General features: G+C 45.8%; 15 protein-coding genes and 1 pseudogene. 5 read left to right on the plus strand and 11 right to left on the minus strand.

The genetic code is table 11. The features are described from left to right. Window positions 1-378 precede the first annotated feature (378 nt). On the plus strand, window positions 379-1,197 hold the full coding sequence (locus JWG39_RS08310) for an SHOCT domain-containing protein (RefSeq protein WP_205218927.1): 819 nt from the start codon (window positions 379-381) through the stop codon (window positions 1,195-1,197). Between the two features lie 35 nt (window positions 1,198-1,232). Here JWG39_RS08310 and JWG39_RS08315 read toward each other — a convergent pair whose 3' ends face one another. The 4 genes and pseudogenes from JWG39_RS08315 to JWG39_RS16765 all read right to left on the minus strand — a co-directional run bounded on the left by JWG39_RS08315 (window position 1,233) and on the right by JWG39_RS16765 (window position 3,586). Continuing rightward, window positions 1,233-2,084: a transglutaminase family protein gene (locus tag JWG39_RS08315; protein ID WP_205218928.1), complete on the minus strand. Its 852-nt coding sequence runs from the start codon at window positions 2,082-2,084 to the stop codon at window positions 1,233-1,235. A gap of 302 nt (window positions 2,085-2,386) precedes the next feature. After that, the gene (locus JWG39_RS08320) at window positions 2,387-2,818 is read right to left on the minus strand and encodes a hypothetical protein (protein WP_205218929.1); all 432 of its coding nucleotides are present in this window, start codon (window positions 2,816-2,818) and stop codon (window positions 2,387-2,389) included. A gap of 7 nt (window positions 2,819-2,825) precedes the next feature. Further along, window positions 2,826-3,452, minus strand: a pseudogene (locus JWG39_RS08325) (IS1634 family transposase); the annotation flags it as partial. A gap of 2 nt (window positions 3,453-3,454) precedes the next feature. After that, complete coding sequence (locus JWG39_RS16765; RefSeq protein ID WP_275888980.1) at window positions 3,455-3,586, minus strand: hypothetical protein; 132 nt, start codon at window positions 3,584-3,586, stop codon at window positions 3,455-3,457. A 1,044-nt stretch (window positions 3,587-4,630) separates the two neighbouring features. Between JWG39_RS16765 and JWG39_RS08330 the strand changes: the two genes are divergently transcribed. The 3 genes from JWG39_RS08330 (at window position 4,631) to JWG39_RS08340 (ending at window position 8,154) form a co-directional block, all read left to right on the plus strand. Then, window positions 4,631-5,302, plus strand: coding sequence for a hypothetical protein (locus JWG39_RS08330; protein WP_205218931.1), 672 nt, complete (start codon window positions 4,631-4,633; stop codon window positions 5,300-5,302). Between the two features lie 80 nt (window positions 5,303-5,382). Then, the gene (locus JWG39_RS08335) at window positions 5,383-5,928 is read left to right on the plus strand and encodes a hypothetical protein (RefSeq protein WP_205218932.1); all 546 of its coding nucleotides are present in this window, start codon (window positions 5,383-5,385) and stop codon (window positions 5,926-5,928) included. 681 nt (window positions 5,929-6,609) lie between these two features. Beyond that, window positions 6,610-8,154, plus strand: coding sequence for a DEAD/DEAH box helicase (locus JWG39_RS08340; RefSeq protein WP_205218933.1), 1,545 nt, complete (start codon window positions 6,610-6,612; stop codon window positions 8,152-8,154). A 91-nt stretch (window positions 8,155-8,245) separates the two neighbouring features. On the opposite strand, the gene glgX is transcribed toward JWG39_RS08340, so the two are convergent. Both glgX and JWG39_RS08350 read right to left on the minus strand, forming a co-directional pair. After that, on the minus strand, window positions 8,246-10,324 hold the full coding sequence (glgX, locus tag JWG39_RS08345) for a glycogen debranching protein GlgX (RefSeq protein WP_205218934.1): 2,079 nt from the start codon (window positions 10,322-10,324) through the stop codon (window positions 8,246-8,248). 128 nt (window positions 10,325-10,452) lie between these two features. Further along, window positions 10,453-11,184, minus strand: a complete 732-nt coding sequence (locus tag JWG39_RS08350) for a class I SAM-dependent methyltransferase (RefSeq protein ID WP_205218935.1) — start codon at window positions 11,182-11,184, stop codon at window positions 10,453-10,455. A gap of 501 nt (window positions 11,185-11,685) precedes the next feature. On the opposite strand from JWG39_RS08350, the gene tsaA reads away from it, so the two are divergent. After that, window positions 11,686-12,084, plus strand: coding sequence for a tRNA (N6-threonylcarbamoyladenosine(37)-N6)-methyltransferase TrmO (gene tsaA, locus JWG39_RS08355; RefSeq protein ID WP_205218936.1), 399 nt, complete (start codon window positions 11,686-11,688; stop codon window positions 12,082-12,084). A 198-nt stretch (window positions 12,085-12,282) separates the two neighbouring features. Here tsaA and JWG39_RS08360 read toward each other — a convergent pair whose 3' ends face one another. Genes JWG39_RS08360 through JWG39_RS08380 form a run of 5 tightly spaced genes read right to left on the minus strand, consistent with a single transcriptional unit; the run spans window position 12,283 to window position 16,227 of the window. Next, window positions 12,283-12,591 carry a hypothetical protein gene (locus JWG39_RS08360; protein WP_205218937.1) on the minus strand — a complete coding sequence of 103 codons (309 nt, stop codon included), beginning with the start codon at window positions 12,589-12,591 and terminating at the stop codon, window positions 12,283-12,285. Next, window positions 12,557-13,267 carry an ABC transporter ATP-binding protein gene (locus JWG39_RS08365; RefSeq protein WP_205218938.1) on the minus strand — a complete coding sequence of 237 codons (711 nt, stop codon included), beginning with the start codon at window positions 13,265-13,267 and terminating at the stop codon, window positions 12,557-12,559. The genes JWG39_RS08360 and JWG39_RS08365 overlap by 35 nt, the downstream gene beginning before the upstream one ends. Before the next feature lies 1 nt (window position 13,268). Further along, window positions 13,269-14,474 carry an ABC transporter permease gene (locus tag JWG39_RS08370; protein WP_205218939.1) on the minus strand — a complete coding sequence of 402 codons (1,206 nt, stop codon included), beginning with the start codon at window positions 14,472-14,474 and terminating at the stop codon, window positions 13,269-13,271. Then, window positions 14,471-15,622: an efflux RND transporter periplasmic adaptor subunit gene (locus JWG39_RS08375; RefSeq protein ID WP_205218940.1), complete on the minus strand. Its 1,152-nt coding sequence runs from the start codon at window positions 15,620-15,622 to the stop codon at window positions 14,471-14,473. Before JWG39_RS08375 ends, JWG39_RS08370 begins: the two co-directional genes overlap by 4 nt. Beyond that, entirely contained in the window at window positions 15,619-16,227 is a 609-nt protein-coding gene (locus JWG39_RS08380; protein WP_205218941.1) for a TetR/AcrR family transcriptional regulator, read from the minus strand. The genes JWG39_RS08375 and JWG39_RS08380 overlap by 4 nt, the downstream gene beginning before the upstream one ends. Window positions 16,228-16,540: the final 313 nt, after the last annotated feature.

Raw genomic sequence — 16,540 nt, forward strand, 5'->3', positions numbered from 1 at the left:
GTTGCAACCATTCAAGGAAACGCACAGAAAATAAAAACTCCTGATATATCTGTTGAGTCTTCTTTTCGGCTGTAAGATGCCTGAAAGCACTGGAAAATTACCTTGACAGTCAAAGTGGATATCTGAAAAAAAAGGATTATCTTACATCCATTGCGCCAGAAATAGAGTAACTTTTCTATAATTTTTTTTCAGCGCTAACAATTATAATATGATGTTAAAGCATTAGAAGAATGGTTTTATCTTCAATGGGAAATATTAACTGTTTAGTTCCCCGGCAAGCTTCATTGATGGTGGAATTATTTGGTATTCGATGTTTCCATAATATAATGCGTACCACTCGTTCATAACGAGTACTCTCTCAATTAAGGAAAACTTTAGATGCAACAACTTACATCTGCAGGACAAAACATTGTTAACGATATAGCACAGCGCTATAACCTGAGTCAGGAAGCGGTTATTTGCATGCTTTCGGCCGTTAATAACGGTGGAGGAAGTATGGCTCAATTTAATTGTCCGGAACTGGGCGGTTCTGGACAGTGGATGCAGGGCGGCATGACTATGGTCGGTGATATGTTCAACTACGGTCTGAAAAACACCGTAAACAATCTCTGTGTTGAGCTGTCAAATGCACTGGCCAATACGCAAATGTTTCCAGTAGTGGCAGCAGGCTCAAAAAATAGCAACCAGTGGTGGCCAGTCGAATTGGGGATTCCCTTTAGCAGTGGTGCTCAAAATAATATCTGTTATGCTGTATTCCCTAACAGGCTTGCGATACAACTGAACGGACAAGTTACAGTGTATGACACACTCGATAATAATATTAATGGTGTGAGCCAGCAGCAGGGTGGGAATACGTCTCTCACCTTTAGCAGTCAATACGGAAATATTGCTGTTAACACTTTGCCGATTATCTCCGGGCCGGGTGTCCCTGCGCAAAAGAAAGCTGATTTTATCCAGCCTGCCCCTGTGTCGAATCAATTCTATCAACCTGATAATGGTAACACGGGAAATGTAAAAAATAATGCAGCAAATAATGAAGTAAAAAATACTAATAGCGTAAATAACTCCTTCATAGATCAGTCTTCAACGGATGGAATCATCGCGTTAATTGGAAAGCTTGCCAAGTTACACGAAGCTGGTGCATTGACTGATGAAGAATTCAATACGAAAAAGACCGAATTGCTTAGTCGTATTTAATCAGAGAGAATTCAGGAAAGTGTCTTCCTTTTTCTTTAGTATTCGCTTACCCAAACCCCTACATCAAGCGTTGACTCAGCTGAACCAGCGTAAGAGCCAGATATGGGAGGGACAGAGTCAGCCAATCGCGATACTGCGACGGGGATATGATCCGTTCCGACAATATCGCCTGTCGTTGGGTCAAATCCTTTCCAGCCTCCGCCAGGGAGATAAACTTCAGCCCATGCATGGGTAGATCCCACCTGACTCGACATGAGCGGTGCATGTAAATATCCGCTGACAAAACGCGAGGCGAGCCCCAGACACTTTACTGCCTCCATAAAGAGTAAGGCAAAATCACGACAAGACCCGGAACCGAGCGACAGTGTTTCCTCAGCAGATTGGACTCCGGGTTCTTCTCTCACCGTGTAACCCATTGTTTTGCAGATGGTTTCGGTAAGACGTTGTAATAGCGTGTAGGTTTGGACTTGCTCATCAGACTTCCACACTTTAAATATCCAGTTATTTAAAATCTCTCTGGTCTTTTGATCAGGTAATACCCTGTAAGGTGACAATAAAAACTGGTCTCCCTCGTTATAAGAAAAAGGATAGTTAACAGCATAATCGGCTACTATGAAATCTAATGGGAAATCATTATATTGCAGAAGGATAACTTCACTTTCAACCATGAGTTGTTGCGTTGGACTCGTAAAATTAGCAATAGCAACTGAATTCCCTTCAACATCCCGATGCCAATATATTTTTGCATCGGGAGTAATATTAAGTATAAAAGACTCGATACGGAGGTCATGACCTTCCCGGGGGCGCAAAAGTAAATGATGCGGTCCAAGCGTTACAGTGTCCGTATAATTGTAATAGGTACGATGGATGATTTTATAACGTTTCATAATTGCCCTTCGGTGTGATTTTTTTTATTGCTTAATGGGCTTCTGAATAAATTCCATAAAACTATTTGTTTGTCATTGAACGGTAGTCCTTTTCGCTTTCTAAAAGAAAAATAAGATCGTATTTTCAACCGGATTATTGTCTATCTCTGCGTTTCTCTTCTTTGCTTAAAAGGGGCGGACCACGGCAGCGAGTTGTTTTATTATTATAGGATTCATTGAAAATACTCGTTTTTTTTTCTTAAAGCTCCCTTTTTTCAGGGTGAGAAGAGCAATGTAACTCACCATTCGCGTAAACTGAAAAACTATCCGGAATTACTCTCCAGGCCGGAATAGATTTCTGGTCCCAGACCAGGGAGTTCCAACATCCTTACTTGTAACGGTGAAAGTGGTGTGACATGGTGAAATATTTGCCCGGCTAACTCGATGATCGTCAGAGTGATATGGGAATAGGCCTTCAGGATTCTTTCCGCTGTTGGAGAATCCGTTTCCTTCTTGGGATTTTCTGCGTGGAGGCCTGTGAGTTTTTCGCTATTTTGCTGTAAACCTCGACGAACGACAAACTCAATCAGCGTTAAGGCTCGCAAGGCTATACTCAGAAGATTTGTCAGACCTTCAACCTGGTCATTTCTTTTGACAAAGACAGGATCTAACTTCATAGCCTTGGCCAAGAGATATTTGCTCTCCGTTTTTGTCCAGCTTTCGGCTGAAAACAGGACGAAGTTCTCGGCTTCCATCCAGGCCTTACTGTATCCAGACAGCCATTTGGGTGGCTGTCTTACCGGTTTGAGGCAAAGGACTGAGATAGCAATGTTCGAGGCCATGCAGATGAGCCCGTGTAGCCAACGCTGACATTTTGCAGTCTCCCACGAACAGGAGTCCTTTTTTGTCTAATGCTTTCAACGCTTTATCAATGGCGGGAACGTATAAACCGTCATCGGCGCGTTCTCCAGATACTGTTGATGTCGCCAGTGGAAATCCCAGGGGATCAAGGCCTGCCATCATGATTTTTATCTGTCTAAGTGCCTGATTATCCTTACTGTTTTCGAATTGAAACAAGCTGTCTGATCCGGCATCATGATAACCAGAAACCGTTGTAGCATCGACACGTACTATTTTTTGATCAAGATCGTAAACTTGAATAGAATTCTTCCCAAGCCCGATTTCGACATCCTGCCAATGTCCGGGATTACTCAGTTTTCTGAGCAGGAGAGTCAATCGATCATCGGTAAAATCTGTTTCACGGATGTCCTGTCCGGTAATTTTTTCCAGAGTAGAATGCGCTTGCCTCACCCAATCACGGACAGTGAGTTTTCGATGATCACCTTGAGAGATAATATGAGCAAGCCAAATAGTACCCATCCACCCCCAGCCTAAACCTTGATGATGCCCATGGCGTGGGAGATGAGCATCAAAAAGCTTACCACACCCATTCGTTTGAGAAGGCCAATCAGCAGGACAAAATCATCAATTCTTTCGGTTAAAACTTTTGGTATAGTAGTCATCTCGGCAGTTAATCAAAAAAAAGAATAAATTGAAATAATTTTACGCGAATGGTGAGATGTAAAGCCCTGTAATGACTTTTTTATTGACTTAAACATCAGCAATTCAAGATGATATCTTTGTTCGATTCCGCTATGAGTTATGGCGGCAGACGGTAACAATCCGGCAGGACGCCGTCATTGCTGTCTGCCGATTTTTTTGTTTGACTGCCATTCAGCACCTGCTTTGCGGAAGATTGAACCCGTTCCTCCTGACAATCCTCGCAGCAATCGCTGCGTCTCTTCTAATACCATTTACACTTTGTATTGACCAGAGAACGCGACTACGTAGACATCTTTTTTTGGCGATGACGAATGAGTAATAATTCGTGTTTATCCGTGTCCATTCGTGGTTCCTTTTGCATTTTGTAACCACGAATGGACACGAATTTTCACGAACAGGGACAACACATTAAACGAAAACGTTTGTATCCGAAGTTAAGCCGTACAGTGCACCAGGAGTATTAATCAACTTTGGGAGTCATCCGAAAGTCGGGGTTGAGCTTTTTAACGATCTCATATTCTGTGCTTTCCGTGTCTTCCGTGGTTTACGAGGAGCATTAGAACAGACCCTGGTCCTTATGGGCCGATAAGCAGAAACAATACATTGCCATAGTTCTTATGCAATTTGCTACCACGGAAAACATCAATTACCTCAAAGCAAATAACAGACCGAATTCAACCACAAGGGCATTCTCTTATGGTTTTTTCAGTAATAATTCGTGTTTATTCGTGTCCATTCGTGGTTCCTGTTGTCGTTTGTAACCATGAATGTATAAACAGGAGACAAAACGGGGTATAACTTAATAGGATTGGTATAATACCTGTTCAAATATTTCAGAGACAGAGGGGTATGACTTTTACCCAATTGATCCATACAGAGTAAGATGGTATAATGATAGAGACATGGCAGGGATTTTTTTTCCTGGCGTTTTTACGGCAAATGTGACCGTATTGCAGCAGAGTCATTTAAAAGTTTTTTAAATCTATCTATGGGTAAAAAAGATTATGGAATTCACACTTAAAGTAAATGGAGTTGAATCAATTGATGAGATACCTGGGTACTGGACAAATGATGACTACATTAACATATTAGAAGGGCTTGATTTTTCAGATGCAAGAACCTCGAACCCTTCTGAATTGCGAGAGTTAGTAGAAATGGCCATGAGTGATTTTAAGCCACCCGAAGCAGCTGCAATATTGTTGAAATATAAGTTGAAGGAAGAATTAACCGATGGGCAAATTCAAAATATTTCCCATGAAATGGTAGATAGTAATGAGGCGAAGGGGAACACAGATATATCATTGCACTACGTTTTATTCAATATTAACCGGTTGCTCTATGCTGCTTTTAATGGAATATTTCCAAATAAAAAAGCAACAAAAGTAGAATTTACATTGAATTTCAAGGAAGATTCAAAAATTGCAGTAACAAAAGAACTTGCTTTAAGGGCTGTTTGCAGTGGACTCTCAGGCAATAACCTCATTTTGAGGTTGTTTGAAAGTCAACTACATGGGGAAGAGGACTTTAGCGATGCAGAAAAAATAGTTTGGGAGTTGCACAATTCTGAAGAAAACAAATACACTCTGATTACTTCTGACCATTGGATTAATGAAGAAGATTTTATAGAACGTGAAGTTTCGAGCTCTTTCAAAATTTATGAAGAGAGAGAAGGATAACATCATATTAGCCCGGTGAAAAAGAGTCGCTTCACGCCAATCTTTTCACCGGTTGCGCCGAACGTCAGGCAGAAAACGCCATGAGAGACCTTCCAATGATCAGAACATATCCTCTTTTTCTCCTCTTTTGTATCCTTAGCTGTGCCACCCGGATATTTGCCGGAGGGATACCCGGGACCAGTGCCACCTTCATCGATTCTGAGCATGGTTACAGTTTTACATATCCGAAACAATGGCAGGCCAGACTATATCGTTCAGGTATTGTCGTTTCAGAAGTAAACAGTCCCAATGGCCACGCAGGTGTGCAGTTTCGCATAATAAAATATAATATCACTGATAAGACTTTCACTGCTAACTACATCAACGCAATAGAAGATGATTTGTCTGCCAGATTGCTTACACAAAGTCAGGATAAGATACATGGCAGGCAGTGTATAGAACTGAGCTTTCAAGCTCAAAGAGGCGGTTCACAATACTATCTTTATCAACTCCTCTGCTTCATTCCTGAAGTTTCAAAACTCATAATTATACAAGCTGGTTGTAAAGCTGCAGAAAAGGCTGCCGTTGCCCCAATTATTCACCAGATATCAAAGTCTTTAGTCGTTCTGGACCCGGAAAAACTGTAAGATTCTGATGGGGACCTGTAATAAGTATGCTGGCAAGGTGTTCACCTTCGTTGGCTGCGCCAGCTTTATGAAGGATACAGAGGATGTTGCTGGATTCAAGGTACCCCGTTATGAATTCAACGAAAAACCAAACAATATAATGCAGTATGTTGTCCGCAAGATGCAAATTCTGGAGGGATCAATCGTCTTTCTGGTGTTTTTTCGACATACTGTTCTTTTCGCTTCTGCTGGTATTTTCTGAGACCTTTTGCCAGACGTCCAACCTGGGCGTCTCTTTCTCTCTTCCTGAAGGAATCAATATTTCCGTTTGTTCCATGGATGGCCGAAAAGATGGCCGAAAAATTTCGATATTTCTACTCTCACAGGAAGTGGGAGAGAGGGAACGAAGTTTTATTTATGCCCCCGACTCCAAAAAAAAATGTCAAAAAAACATTGCATTTTTCTGGAATGTTTTTATAGTGCCTGCTCCATCACGTTCCCTCTATATTTCCTTTTTTTCAACAGGATCTTCTGAATTTGGTGTTTCTAACACATTCAGAACCCTGCTCTTGAGCTGTCGTCTTGGCAGCAGGAACACGCGAACGACATTGCCGAAATCGGCACATTTTTACAGAGCATAAGACGCTGAACATGGCACGAGGCATAGTTCATTCGTACTGTCATGTTCAGGAGCTGTACTCTATGAGTAGTTTTGACGATTTTAAATTTAGCCCGTCCATTGCCGCCACCTTGAAAAAGCTTGGCTACACAACCCCCACTCCTATCCAGCAGCAGTCTATCAAACCGATACTGGATGGCAAAGATCTTCTTGGTCTTGCCCAGACCGGAACGGGGAAAACCGCTGCCTTTACTCTGCCCATTCTGCAGCAGCTCGGTGCAGATAAGGATAAGAAACATCGCATTCGTGCTCTGATTCTTGCTCCTACCCGGGAACTTGCGGAACAAACCCACAGTTATCTGGAAAAATTTACCCGCCCGCTTAACTTGTTCAGTGGCGTAGCATACGGCGGAGTAAGTCGATCTGCTCAGGTGAATAAACTGAGAAGGGGTGTGGATATTCTTGTTGCCTGCCCTGGCCGTTTGCTTGACCTTGCCAATGACCGTTGTCTTGACCTGCGCAACGTGCAGACTCTCATTCTGGACGAAGCAGATCAGATGCTTGACCAGGGTTTCCTGCCGGATATCAGACGCATTATCGGGAAGCTTCCTAAAGAGAGACAAAATCTGGTTTTTTCTGCCACTATGCCGAGAGAAGTTCATAACCTGGTTGATGATCTTCTCAAAAAACCGATGGTTGTGGAGATTGAATATAAAAAAGCAGTGAAGAATATTCGCCACAGTTTCTATCGTATTCCTGTCAGTCATAAAACTGCACTTCTCAAATCTCTGCTGGCAGGGGGATCAATGGCTTCCGCTCTCGTCTTTACCCGGACCAAGATGAAGGCAAAGCGCCTGGCGCTTCAATTGGAACAGGCGGGGTACTCAGCCACATCTCTTCAGGGAAATCTTTCACAGGGACAACGGCAGAGAGCACTGGATGGATTTAAAAAGGGGACGTTTAAGATTCTCGTGGCGACGGATATTGCCTCCCGGGGACTTGATGTCGAAAACCTCTCCCATGTGATTAACTTTGACATGCCGGAAAACGAAGAGGTTTATACCCATCGTACGGGACGTACCGGCAGAGCAGGGCGTTCCGGTGAAGCGTGGACCTTTGCTACAGAAAAAGACGTACGACTTGTGCGTAATCTGCAGCGCCAGCTGGAAGGAAAGGTTGCTTTAAATAAGCCGGAACTGGCTTCCTTGAAAGAGTTTTATACTGCACAGGCGTCTTCTTATACAGAAGGACATGATGATAACGGCAGTCGCTCTTTTCGTCCAGCCCGTAATAATAATGGGAATGGACGTGGACAGAAGGCAGCATCCTTTGATGCCCGTCGTCCCCGGAAACCGGGTGCAAGACCGACACAGGCGGCAAGACCGACACAGGCGGCACGGAATCAAGACCAGCCGTTATCGACGACGAACGGGGAGGGAACTTCTTCAGAGCAGCCTCGTCGTAACCGACGCCCGTCACAACAGAATCAGGCAAATGGCCAGCAAGGCAAAAGTGAAAGAAATGCCTTTGGTGGTGGACATGCAAAACCGTCAAGCCCGATAAACAAGAGAAAAGGGAAACGTTCTTCCCGCCACAATCAGAACGATAATCCGTATATGCCTTCCTGATTACGTGAGAGTTAAAGTTTGATGTAAAGCGCCTTGAGCTGCCTGAATTTCAGGTAGTCAAGGCGCTTTTTTTTTGCCTTTCAACATATTTTTAAGAAGTTGCAGGACCGTCTTTTATCTTTGCCTGTAAAAGTGCTGCCCCAAACGGTGGAATAACAAATTCCTCATGGGTTATACGATTCTGTTCCGTCATCTCCATACACTTTTCCGGTGCCCTCGCACTGCTGTTGAGCAGGAGATGCCATTCTTGAACTGCCGGATGTGTCGGCAGGATGACTTCCAGTTCCAGGCCTGCGCCGTTCAGCATAACAAAGAAAATTGCAGACTCCTTGATCTCTTTGCTTTCCAGCAGGAAGGCAAGGCCGTGGCAATGGTCACTCCAGTCTACCTGCCCGGGAGTAATACATTGCCATTGAATACTGCTTTGTTTTCCTTCTCCTGTGAAAAATGTACTTCGACCAAAGACTTTATAGCGTTGACGTACAGCAATGACGCACTGAACGAAGCGAGTCAAATCGGCATTTTTCATCAGCATTGTCCAGTCGATCCAGCTCAAGGGGGAGTCCTGGCACCAGGCGTTGTTATTGCCATGCTGGGTGCGACCCATTTCGTCGCCAGCGGAGAGCATCGGTACGCCCTGGGAGAGGAAGAGTATGAGCATGAAACTTTTTATCCTGCGCAAACGAAGGAGATTGACGGCTGCATTATTCGAGAGTCCTTCTTCGCCGCTGTTCCAGCTGTGATTGTTATTGTCGCCGTCGCGGTTATTCTCACCGTTAGCCTCATTGTGTTTCTCATTATAGCTTACCAGGTCGTAGAGGCTGAAACCGTCGTGGGATGTGATAAAATTAATTGAATTCACCGGACTTTTGCCAGCGTCCTGATAGAGGTCGGAGCTGCCCGCAATACGGGTGGCCAGATTACTTACAGTGCCTTCTCTGCCTGACATGAAGGAGCGGACATCGTCGCGGAATTTCCCATTCCATTCCCCCCAGCGCCAGTTGGAGGAAAAACTTCCGACCTGATAGAGCCCGGAGGCATCCCATGCCTCGGCAATGAGTTTAACGTCGCGGAGCAGGGCATCTTCGGCAAGGCGATCTACCAGAGGCGCCTCAACCAGTACTTCGCCATGTTGTCCACGGGAGAAAATGGAGGCGAGATCGAAACGAAAGCCGTCAACCCGCATCTCCCCGGCCCAGTAATGCAGTACGTCATAAATCATTGCCCGGACCACCGGATGGTTGCAGTTCACGGTGTTGCCGCAACCAGAATAATTATGATAGTCTCCATTCTCATCAAGAAGATAAAAGACAGCGTTGTCAATCCCTCTGAAACTTGACGTTATACCGTCATAATTACCCTCTCCAGTGTGGTTGAGAACCATATCGAGATAGACCTCTATGCCCACACGATGAAGTTCACGAACCATGGTTTTGAATTCAACGAGGATGTTGTCGGGATTGGCCGCGTAACCGGGGTGGAGTGCAAAAAACGAGAGTGGATTATACCCCCAGAAATTGAGCAGTGGACGATTTGCGAAGGGATCGTTAAAGGGGACATCGGTTTCGTCAAAGGCATTAACCGGCATCAATTCCACAGCTGTTATCCCAAGCTCCAGCAGGTAGGGAATTTTCTCTATAACAGCAGCAAAGGTCCCGGGCGATTCGACATCAGAGCCTTTGCCACGGGTGAAGCCACGTACATGCAGCTCGTAGATCACTGTCTCTGTCAGTTCGGTTTTCGGAAAGGGAACTCTCTGCCAGTCGAAGGTATCCTGGCGATAGATACAGCACGGATGGTCGCCGAAAGAACTCTTTTCGCCCCAGGCTCTGGGAGTAAACATCTTGGAATAGGGGTCAAGGAGAATTCTTTCGGGATTAAAGACGTGCCCTTTCTTCTTCTCGTCTGGTCCCTCCATCCGATAGCCATAGGTAAAATGCTCAGGGAGACCGTCGATCTGGATATGCCACACATCACCGGTACGATTCTCTTTGAGAAGTGGGATTTCACAACAATGCCAGCTTTCCGTATCAGAAGGGGTTTCTATAACCAGTTTTACCCCGGTGGCATGACGACTGAAGATGGCGAAATTAAGCCCCTGCCCGTCGTTACTGGGGAAGACACCGAAAGGTTGGGGGGAACCAAGGTTTGTTTTCAGAGTTGGATTCATTTCATAAGTCCGAGAAGAGGATAAGGCCAGCCAGCAGTTTTTACTGCTTTTACAATGCCCTGCGCCCATCTGTTATATTATAAACCACGGAAGACACGGAAAGCACGGAATATCAGAGAACAAAATGTTCAATCCCGACTTTCAGATGATTCCCGAAGTTGTTTGCTTTGAGGTAATTGAGATCCTTCCGTGTTTTCCGTGGTAGCCAATATCTTTGTTAAGGATTGAATGATCATCGTATCTCTTAACAGGATTGGATTTGATTGGATTTTATTTCCAATAAAATCAGTAATTTTTAGTGCAATTTCAGAATCAAATGGCATGTCATAATAGTGGAAGAGTGATTGAAGTACGTCATTTTTGTCTTCAAATATCCATTCTGAATGAAAGATTTCAGAATTTACAATTGATAATTCGCTCTCTACTATGAATTTTTGAGCTTCTCTTGTCTCATTATCTTCATTATAAAGAAATGCAAATACTTGTTCAACTTCTCCTTCAACAACTGGTTCGATAATAAGAATTTTACCGCTGTTTTTTAAGACTCTGGTCGCTTCAGCAATTGCTTTCTGGCCATTCTGATGGTGCAATGAAAGGGTAAATATCACTATGTCAAAAAAATTGTCAGGGAAGTTCAGATTTTCTCCCGATCCAATTCTGAAATCTATACCTGAAAAGAGTTCCTGAGCTCGATGAATTCTTTTTTCATCCGGATCTACAGCAATAAATGAATTGGAGTCTGTAGATAACAACGATGAAATACGTCCATCACCGCACCCAATTTCAAGGATATTTTTGTGAGTTAAATCTGCATATTTTTTTATTTTTTCGCATATTTTTTTATCACTGTACACTTTCATAGAGATCCTTAATATTTTTTCAAGACGCTCGACAGCGCCCGATTAACCGGCAGAACGGAGCTGGCTGGCCGGTGGAGTGATTTGCAGAGGGGCGTACCAGTTGCCATCTCATAAATTTTTCGTTTTTTGGTCTTTATCACGGTATGGTAAACGTTGTGGGAAAGGCGGTAAAGGCAAACGATGAGCCGGGATTCTCTTTTTTTCTGACTGCGCAGACATTGCCTGAAACCATTTCCATTTTGTATTGGCGGATTCAAAGACAGGGACGGGAAAAGGGAGACGAGAGGCAGGAGGCAGGAAAAAGCAAAAGGTCTTTGTAGAGACGCCCAATTTGGGCGTCTTCAGTACAACAGGCTTTGCTGCAATGAGGTTAATTTTACATCTTGTTTATCCATTCGTAATCGCCAAAAAAATGTCTCGCAATTGCGTTCTCAGGTCAGTAAAAAATGTAATTGGTATGAAACCAGTGTCAAAATTACGAGTAAAACGAACAGGAGAAAAATGGCTGACGAAATCATTATAAAACCAGTGGGTTACATCAGGTCAAAGTACACCCGTCGAGCAGGTACGCCTTTTCAGGGGAGGGAATCAACAGGAAGCTGTGGGACCATAGAGATTCTCCCTGAGTTCAAAGATGGAATCCAAGACCTGAAAGTTGGGATGAAGATCACCGTTATTTTTAATTTTCATCTTTCAACAGGCTATACGCTGATAACTCTGGCGAGAAACTCCTCTGTGCCACGGGGTGTCTTTTCAACACGGTCGCCGGACCGGCCCAATTCTCTGGGGATTACCACTGTGGAGATCGTCAGGACAGCAGAGGGCAGGATAGACTTTCTCGGAGCCGATATGCTGGATGGAACGCCGGTGATAGATATCAAACCAGGTTTCGAGTCCTGACCAGCGAAAAAAGGGAGAAGGGAGACAGGAGACAGGAGGCAGGAAAAAGCAGGGCAACAAAATCTGATGACGTTCATTGCGGGGTGAGATTTTTTCAGGGCTGCTTTGTGAAAGACGGAACAACGAAAAGATTTTTTTGCCAACGAATAACTGCTCTAATCATACGAAAAAGGGCATTTTTTATAAAAGCGTAACTTCTTAAAGAAGCTCTAAAAAGACAAAGAATTTCACTGCGAATAACGCAAAGAGTAAAGAGAGAACAACAACAATTCTCTGTTTAATTTTAAAATCTTTTTTTAAAGTTTTTCGCTGTTCCGTCTTTTGCTTTTTCCTGTCTCCCGTCTCCTGCCTCCCGTCTCCTTTCTTTGCCTTCCTTCGCGTTCTTCGCGGTAAAAAAATTGTCTTACCGCTTTTTCCTTTTTCCCCTTTTGGGGCCTTGAAAGAGGATACACCCCGTGGTCTTGCGTGAATTTTATTCAAAGCTGCGTCCTTCCCCTTTCTCTTCATACGTCACTCCGTCACGAATATGATAAATGCGTTTAAACGTGGGGATGATTTTTTCATCGTGGGTGACGACGATTATCGCGGTGGCAAATTTTTGCGCCATTTCGTTCAAAATCCTGATAACAGCCAGCGCGCGCTCACTGTCAAGCGGGGCGGTGGGTTCATCGGCCAGGATTACGGGGGGGCGGTTTACCAGCCCGCGCGCGATAGCCACTCTCTGTTGTTCACCTCCTGAGAGCTGGGAGGGCATGGCCCTGGCGCGATGCTCAATATCAAGAGCTTTAAACAACTCTCGTGCCTGTTTCCGCGCCTCGGCATTGGGTTTTCCTGCAAGCATCGGCAACAGTGCAACGTTGTCGGTAACATCAAGGAAAGGAATGAGATAGGGGGCCTGAAAGACAAAGCCGATGCGGTCGCGTCGTAATGCTCGAAGATCCTTTACCCTCCAGCCATTATCATAAATGAGATCATCTCCGAGCATCATTTGTCCGGCAGTAGGCTCAATTACAGCTCCGAGACATTTCAGCAGCGTGCTCTTCCCGGAACCCGACGGCCCAATCAGTCCAACGACTTCGCCAGGTGCAACGTGCATCTCGACATTTTTCAGGGCATCTACAGCAGTGTCTCCACTGCCGTAGCGTTTTTTTAACCCGACGATAGTAATCCCTTTCTCTGTCATGTCAGCCTCCTATGGCTTCGGCCGGGTTAATCTTGAGTGCAGCGCGGATAGATACGATGCTTGAGAGTATGCAGATCATAACGACGGCGATAAAACCAAAAACGGAGTCGAGTGGTTCCAAAAGCACATGCTTGGGGAAAATGGGTGCCATCACCAGGGTTGCCGTAATCTTCCCCACCACAAAGCCGATCAGGCCCAGAGCAATGGATTGCTGCATGATCAGGCCGACAATGGTGCGGTTCTTTGTCCCAATGAGTTTTAACACGGCGATCTCACGGATTTTCCCCATCGTCAGTGTATAGATGATGAAGGCGACAATAGCTGAGCTCACAAGCGAAAGAATAATAAGGAACATGGCAATCTGTTTTGCCGAGGTGGCAATCAGCTTGCCAACGAGGATCTCCTCCATCTGACTGCGAGTGTAGACCGTGAGACGCTTCCAGCGGCGGATCGACTCCGCAACCTTGTCCGGATTATGGCCTTTTCCGACCCTCACCAAAACTGCGTTGACGTATGTATTGACACTTTGCGAGGCAATAATTGCGTCAAGAAGACCGGGCACCCCCGGGCGGTTGAACGCCGAGTTCTCCGTTGTCCGTCGGCGCTGTTCCCGGATGGCATCATTGTCCTTGAGAAACTGGGCTTCCTGCGCGTCTTTAAGCGGGATGAACACCATGGGATCACCACTGGAAGAGACCATCCTTCTGGTCAGGCCGACGATGGTGTAATGGTTGCGGCGAATCTTGATACGTTCTCCCAGCTTAAATCCGGAAGCGATGTCAGCGACTGCTTCATAATGCCCGCGGGTAATCTGTCTTCCGCCAATCAGGTAAGGCGGCCAGCCCGGGGTGCCGGGTCCCCCGGCAGTGATGCCGGTAACCATGGCACGGACATCAACTCCTTTGCGACGCACCTGCATGGTGAGATAGGTGATGCTGGCGGCATCTGCCACGCCCGATATGCTGCGAATTCCGCGCCAGGTATCATCGTATATACTTGAGGATTCAGCATAAGGGCCAAGGGTATCCTTTTGGACCACCCACAGATCGGCACCACTGTTATCGAGCAGGACCCGGGCGTCATCGACCATCCCGCGATAGATGCCGGCCATGGAGAGGGTAACGCCGATCAAAAGTCCGAGGCCCATGCCGGTAAAAACAAACTTTCCCCAGGAATGCATGATGTCACGCCCGGCCAGACTGATCATTGTGTTACCCCCGGGATATGATCAACGATGTGAATCTTACTGTGCTCCTTCAAGGCGTTTTCGCTGTAGAGCACTATCTGGTCACCACTTTTCAGTCCCTTGTGTACCTGTACATGGCCTTCCAGATCAGATTCCCCCAATGTAATCGGGGTGAATTGAAGATGGCCATTTCTATGCTTCCACACGCCTGCCTGACCATTAATGTGATGGACTGCAGCATTGGGAATAACCGGTGCCGCTGCCATTTTCGGCAGAGTTATTGTGACTTCTGCCAGTTCGCCGATCGGTGGCAGTGGCTCAGGAATCTGATCAAACACAACCTTGGCCAGAGTCTCTTCTGTGACCGCATCGGCAAGAGGTTCGGTGCGCAGAACACGTCCTGTCTGGAATTCACCTGACCGGGATCGTAATGTGATTCGGCCTGGTAACCCTGCTGCGAGTCCCCGTGCGTGAGTTTGATCAAAGCGGACATTAATCCACAGGGAACCCGGGTCGATGATTTCCACGACAAACTGACCTGCGACCACAGTGGTCCCCGGGTCGGCATCACGTGAAACAACAAGACCATCAACAGGTGAAATCAATACTAAATTATTGAGCTGTGCCTGCAGCGCTTTGCGGTCGGCAGCTGTCCGGGACAAATCCTCCCGGGCTGCAGTCAGTCCTGCTGCTGCTATCTGCAATTCCTGCCGTTTTGAGGCTGCCATTTCTTTACTGGTGGCACGCGATTTGAGTAAAAGGTTGTAACGCGAAGACTGCGTCTGGGCATAATCCTTCCGCGCCTGCGCTTCGTCTATCAGCGCAGCTGCTCTTTTAAAACCCGCATCCTCAGCCCTGATACGGGCATCAAGATCCACCGGGTCCATTTCACCAAGCACCTGCCCTGCCTTGACATACTCTCCTGTATCGACATCCAGACGTTTGACCCGTCCCGCAGACGTCGGGCCAATTTTGTACGTGTAACGGGCTTCTATAGTGCCGATACCGAATATTGCCGGTGAGATTTCACTCTCCTCAACTGTGGCCAGGACCACCGAGACTGGAGCAAGCGGCCCGGAACGCAGGGCTACATAGACAAACAGGAACAGCAGGGGAACAAGTATGGCAATGAGTGCCAGTGTCCGTTTCTGGAAAGGGAACTTCTTCATAATGAACTCCTGATACCACGTTGATAGATGGCAAAGACTTTCTTTGCATTGTGTTTCATCTGATTTACATTCCCGGCTATTAACGACAGCATGACCAGTCCCTGAATGGTACCGAGGAAGAGGGTAGCTGCGGCGTCGCTGTCCAGCTCTTTATCAAGTTCTCCACAGGCTTTTCCTTTTCCAAGTAGATGATGAAGGTGCCCCCCATAATGGTGAAGAAGCGTTTGCACGATCTTTTTTGGCCTCGTTTCTTCAGCGCGTTGTAATTCACAGGACAGAATACGGGGAATCCCCGGATGCTCTGTGATAAAATCGATATGGGCCATGAACATATTTTCAAGGGCCGCAAGAGGGGAGGGCTGTGCGTCTGTTGCCTCTTCAATACGGGAGAGCAGGTGTTCTGCGACCCATTCCATGACAGCTTCAAAGATAGCATTTTTGTTGGGGAAGTGGCGAAAAAGTGAGCCCTGGGTCAGGCCCATCTGTTTGGCTATGGCCGCAGTGGTGATGTCACTCGGGTTTTGTTCTCCTGCCAGCGTGATGACAGTCTCAACAATGATCATCCTGCGCTCTGCAGCGGGAAGATGTCTTCTTGGTGCAGTCATCTGAACCTCCTGTGAATAAAGTGAGTAATTGATTACTATCTTTATTCACAGGAGGTTATTTGTCAATAGATTTTCCCGAAAAGAGGGTTCGCCTGTTTATCCATTCGTAATCGTCAAAAAAAGATGTCCACGCAATCGCGTTCTCTGCGTTCTCTGGTCAGTAAAAAATGTGATTGGTATAATCTGCGCTGTCATATCATGATAAGGGATTGTTCAGATGTGGCGGGAGAAGGGAGGGAACAGAAAAAATTTGCTTTTGTTTCTCTCATCGTTGATGGTAAAGAACTCCTCGTAGTCACAGAAAAGGAACAGA

This window comes from Desulforhopalus vacuolatus (genome assembly GCF_016918505.1).
Lineage (GTDB): Bacteria > Desulfobacterota > Desulfobulbia > Desulfobulbales > Desulfocapsaceae > Desulforhopalus > Desulforhopalus vacuolatus.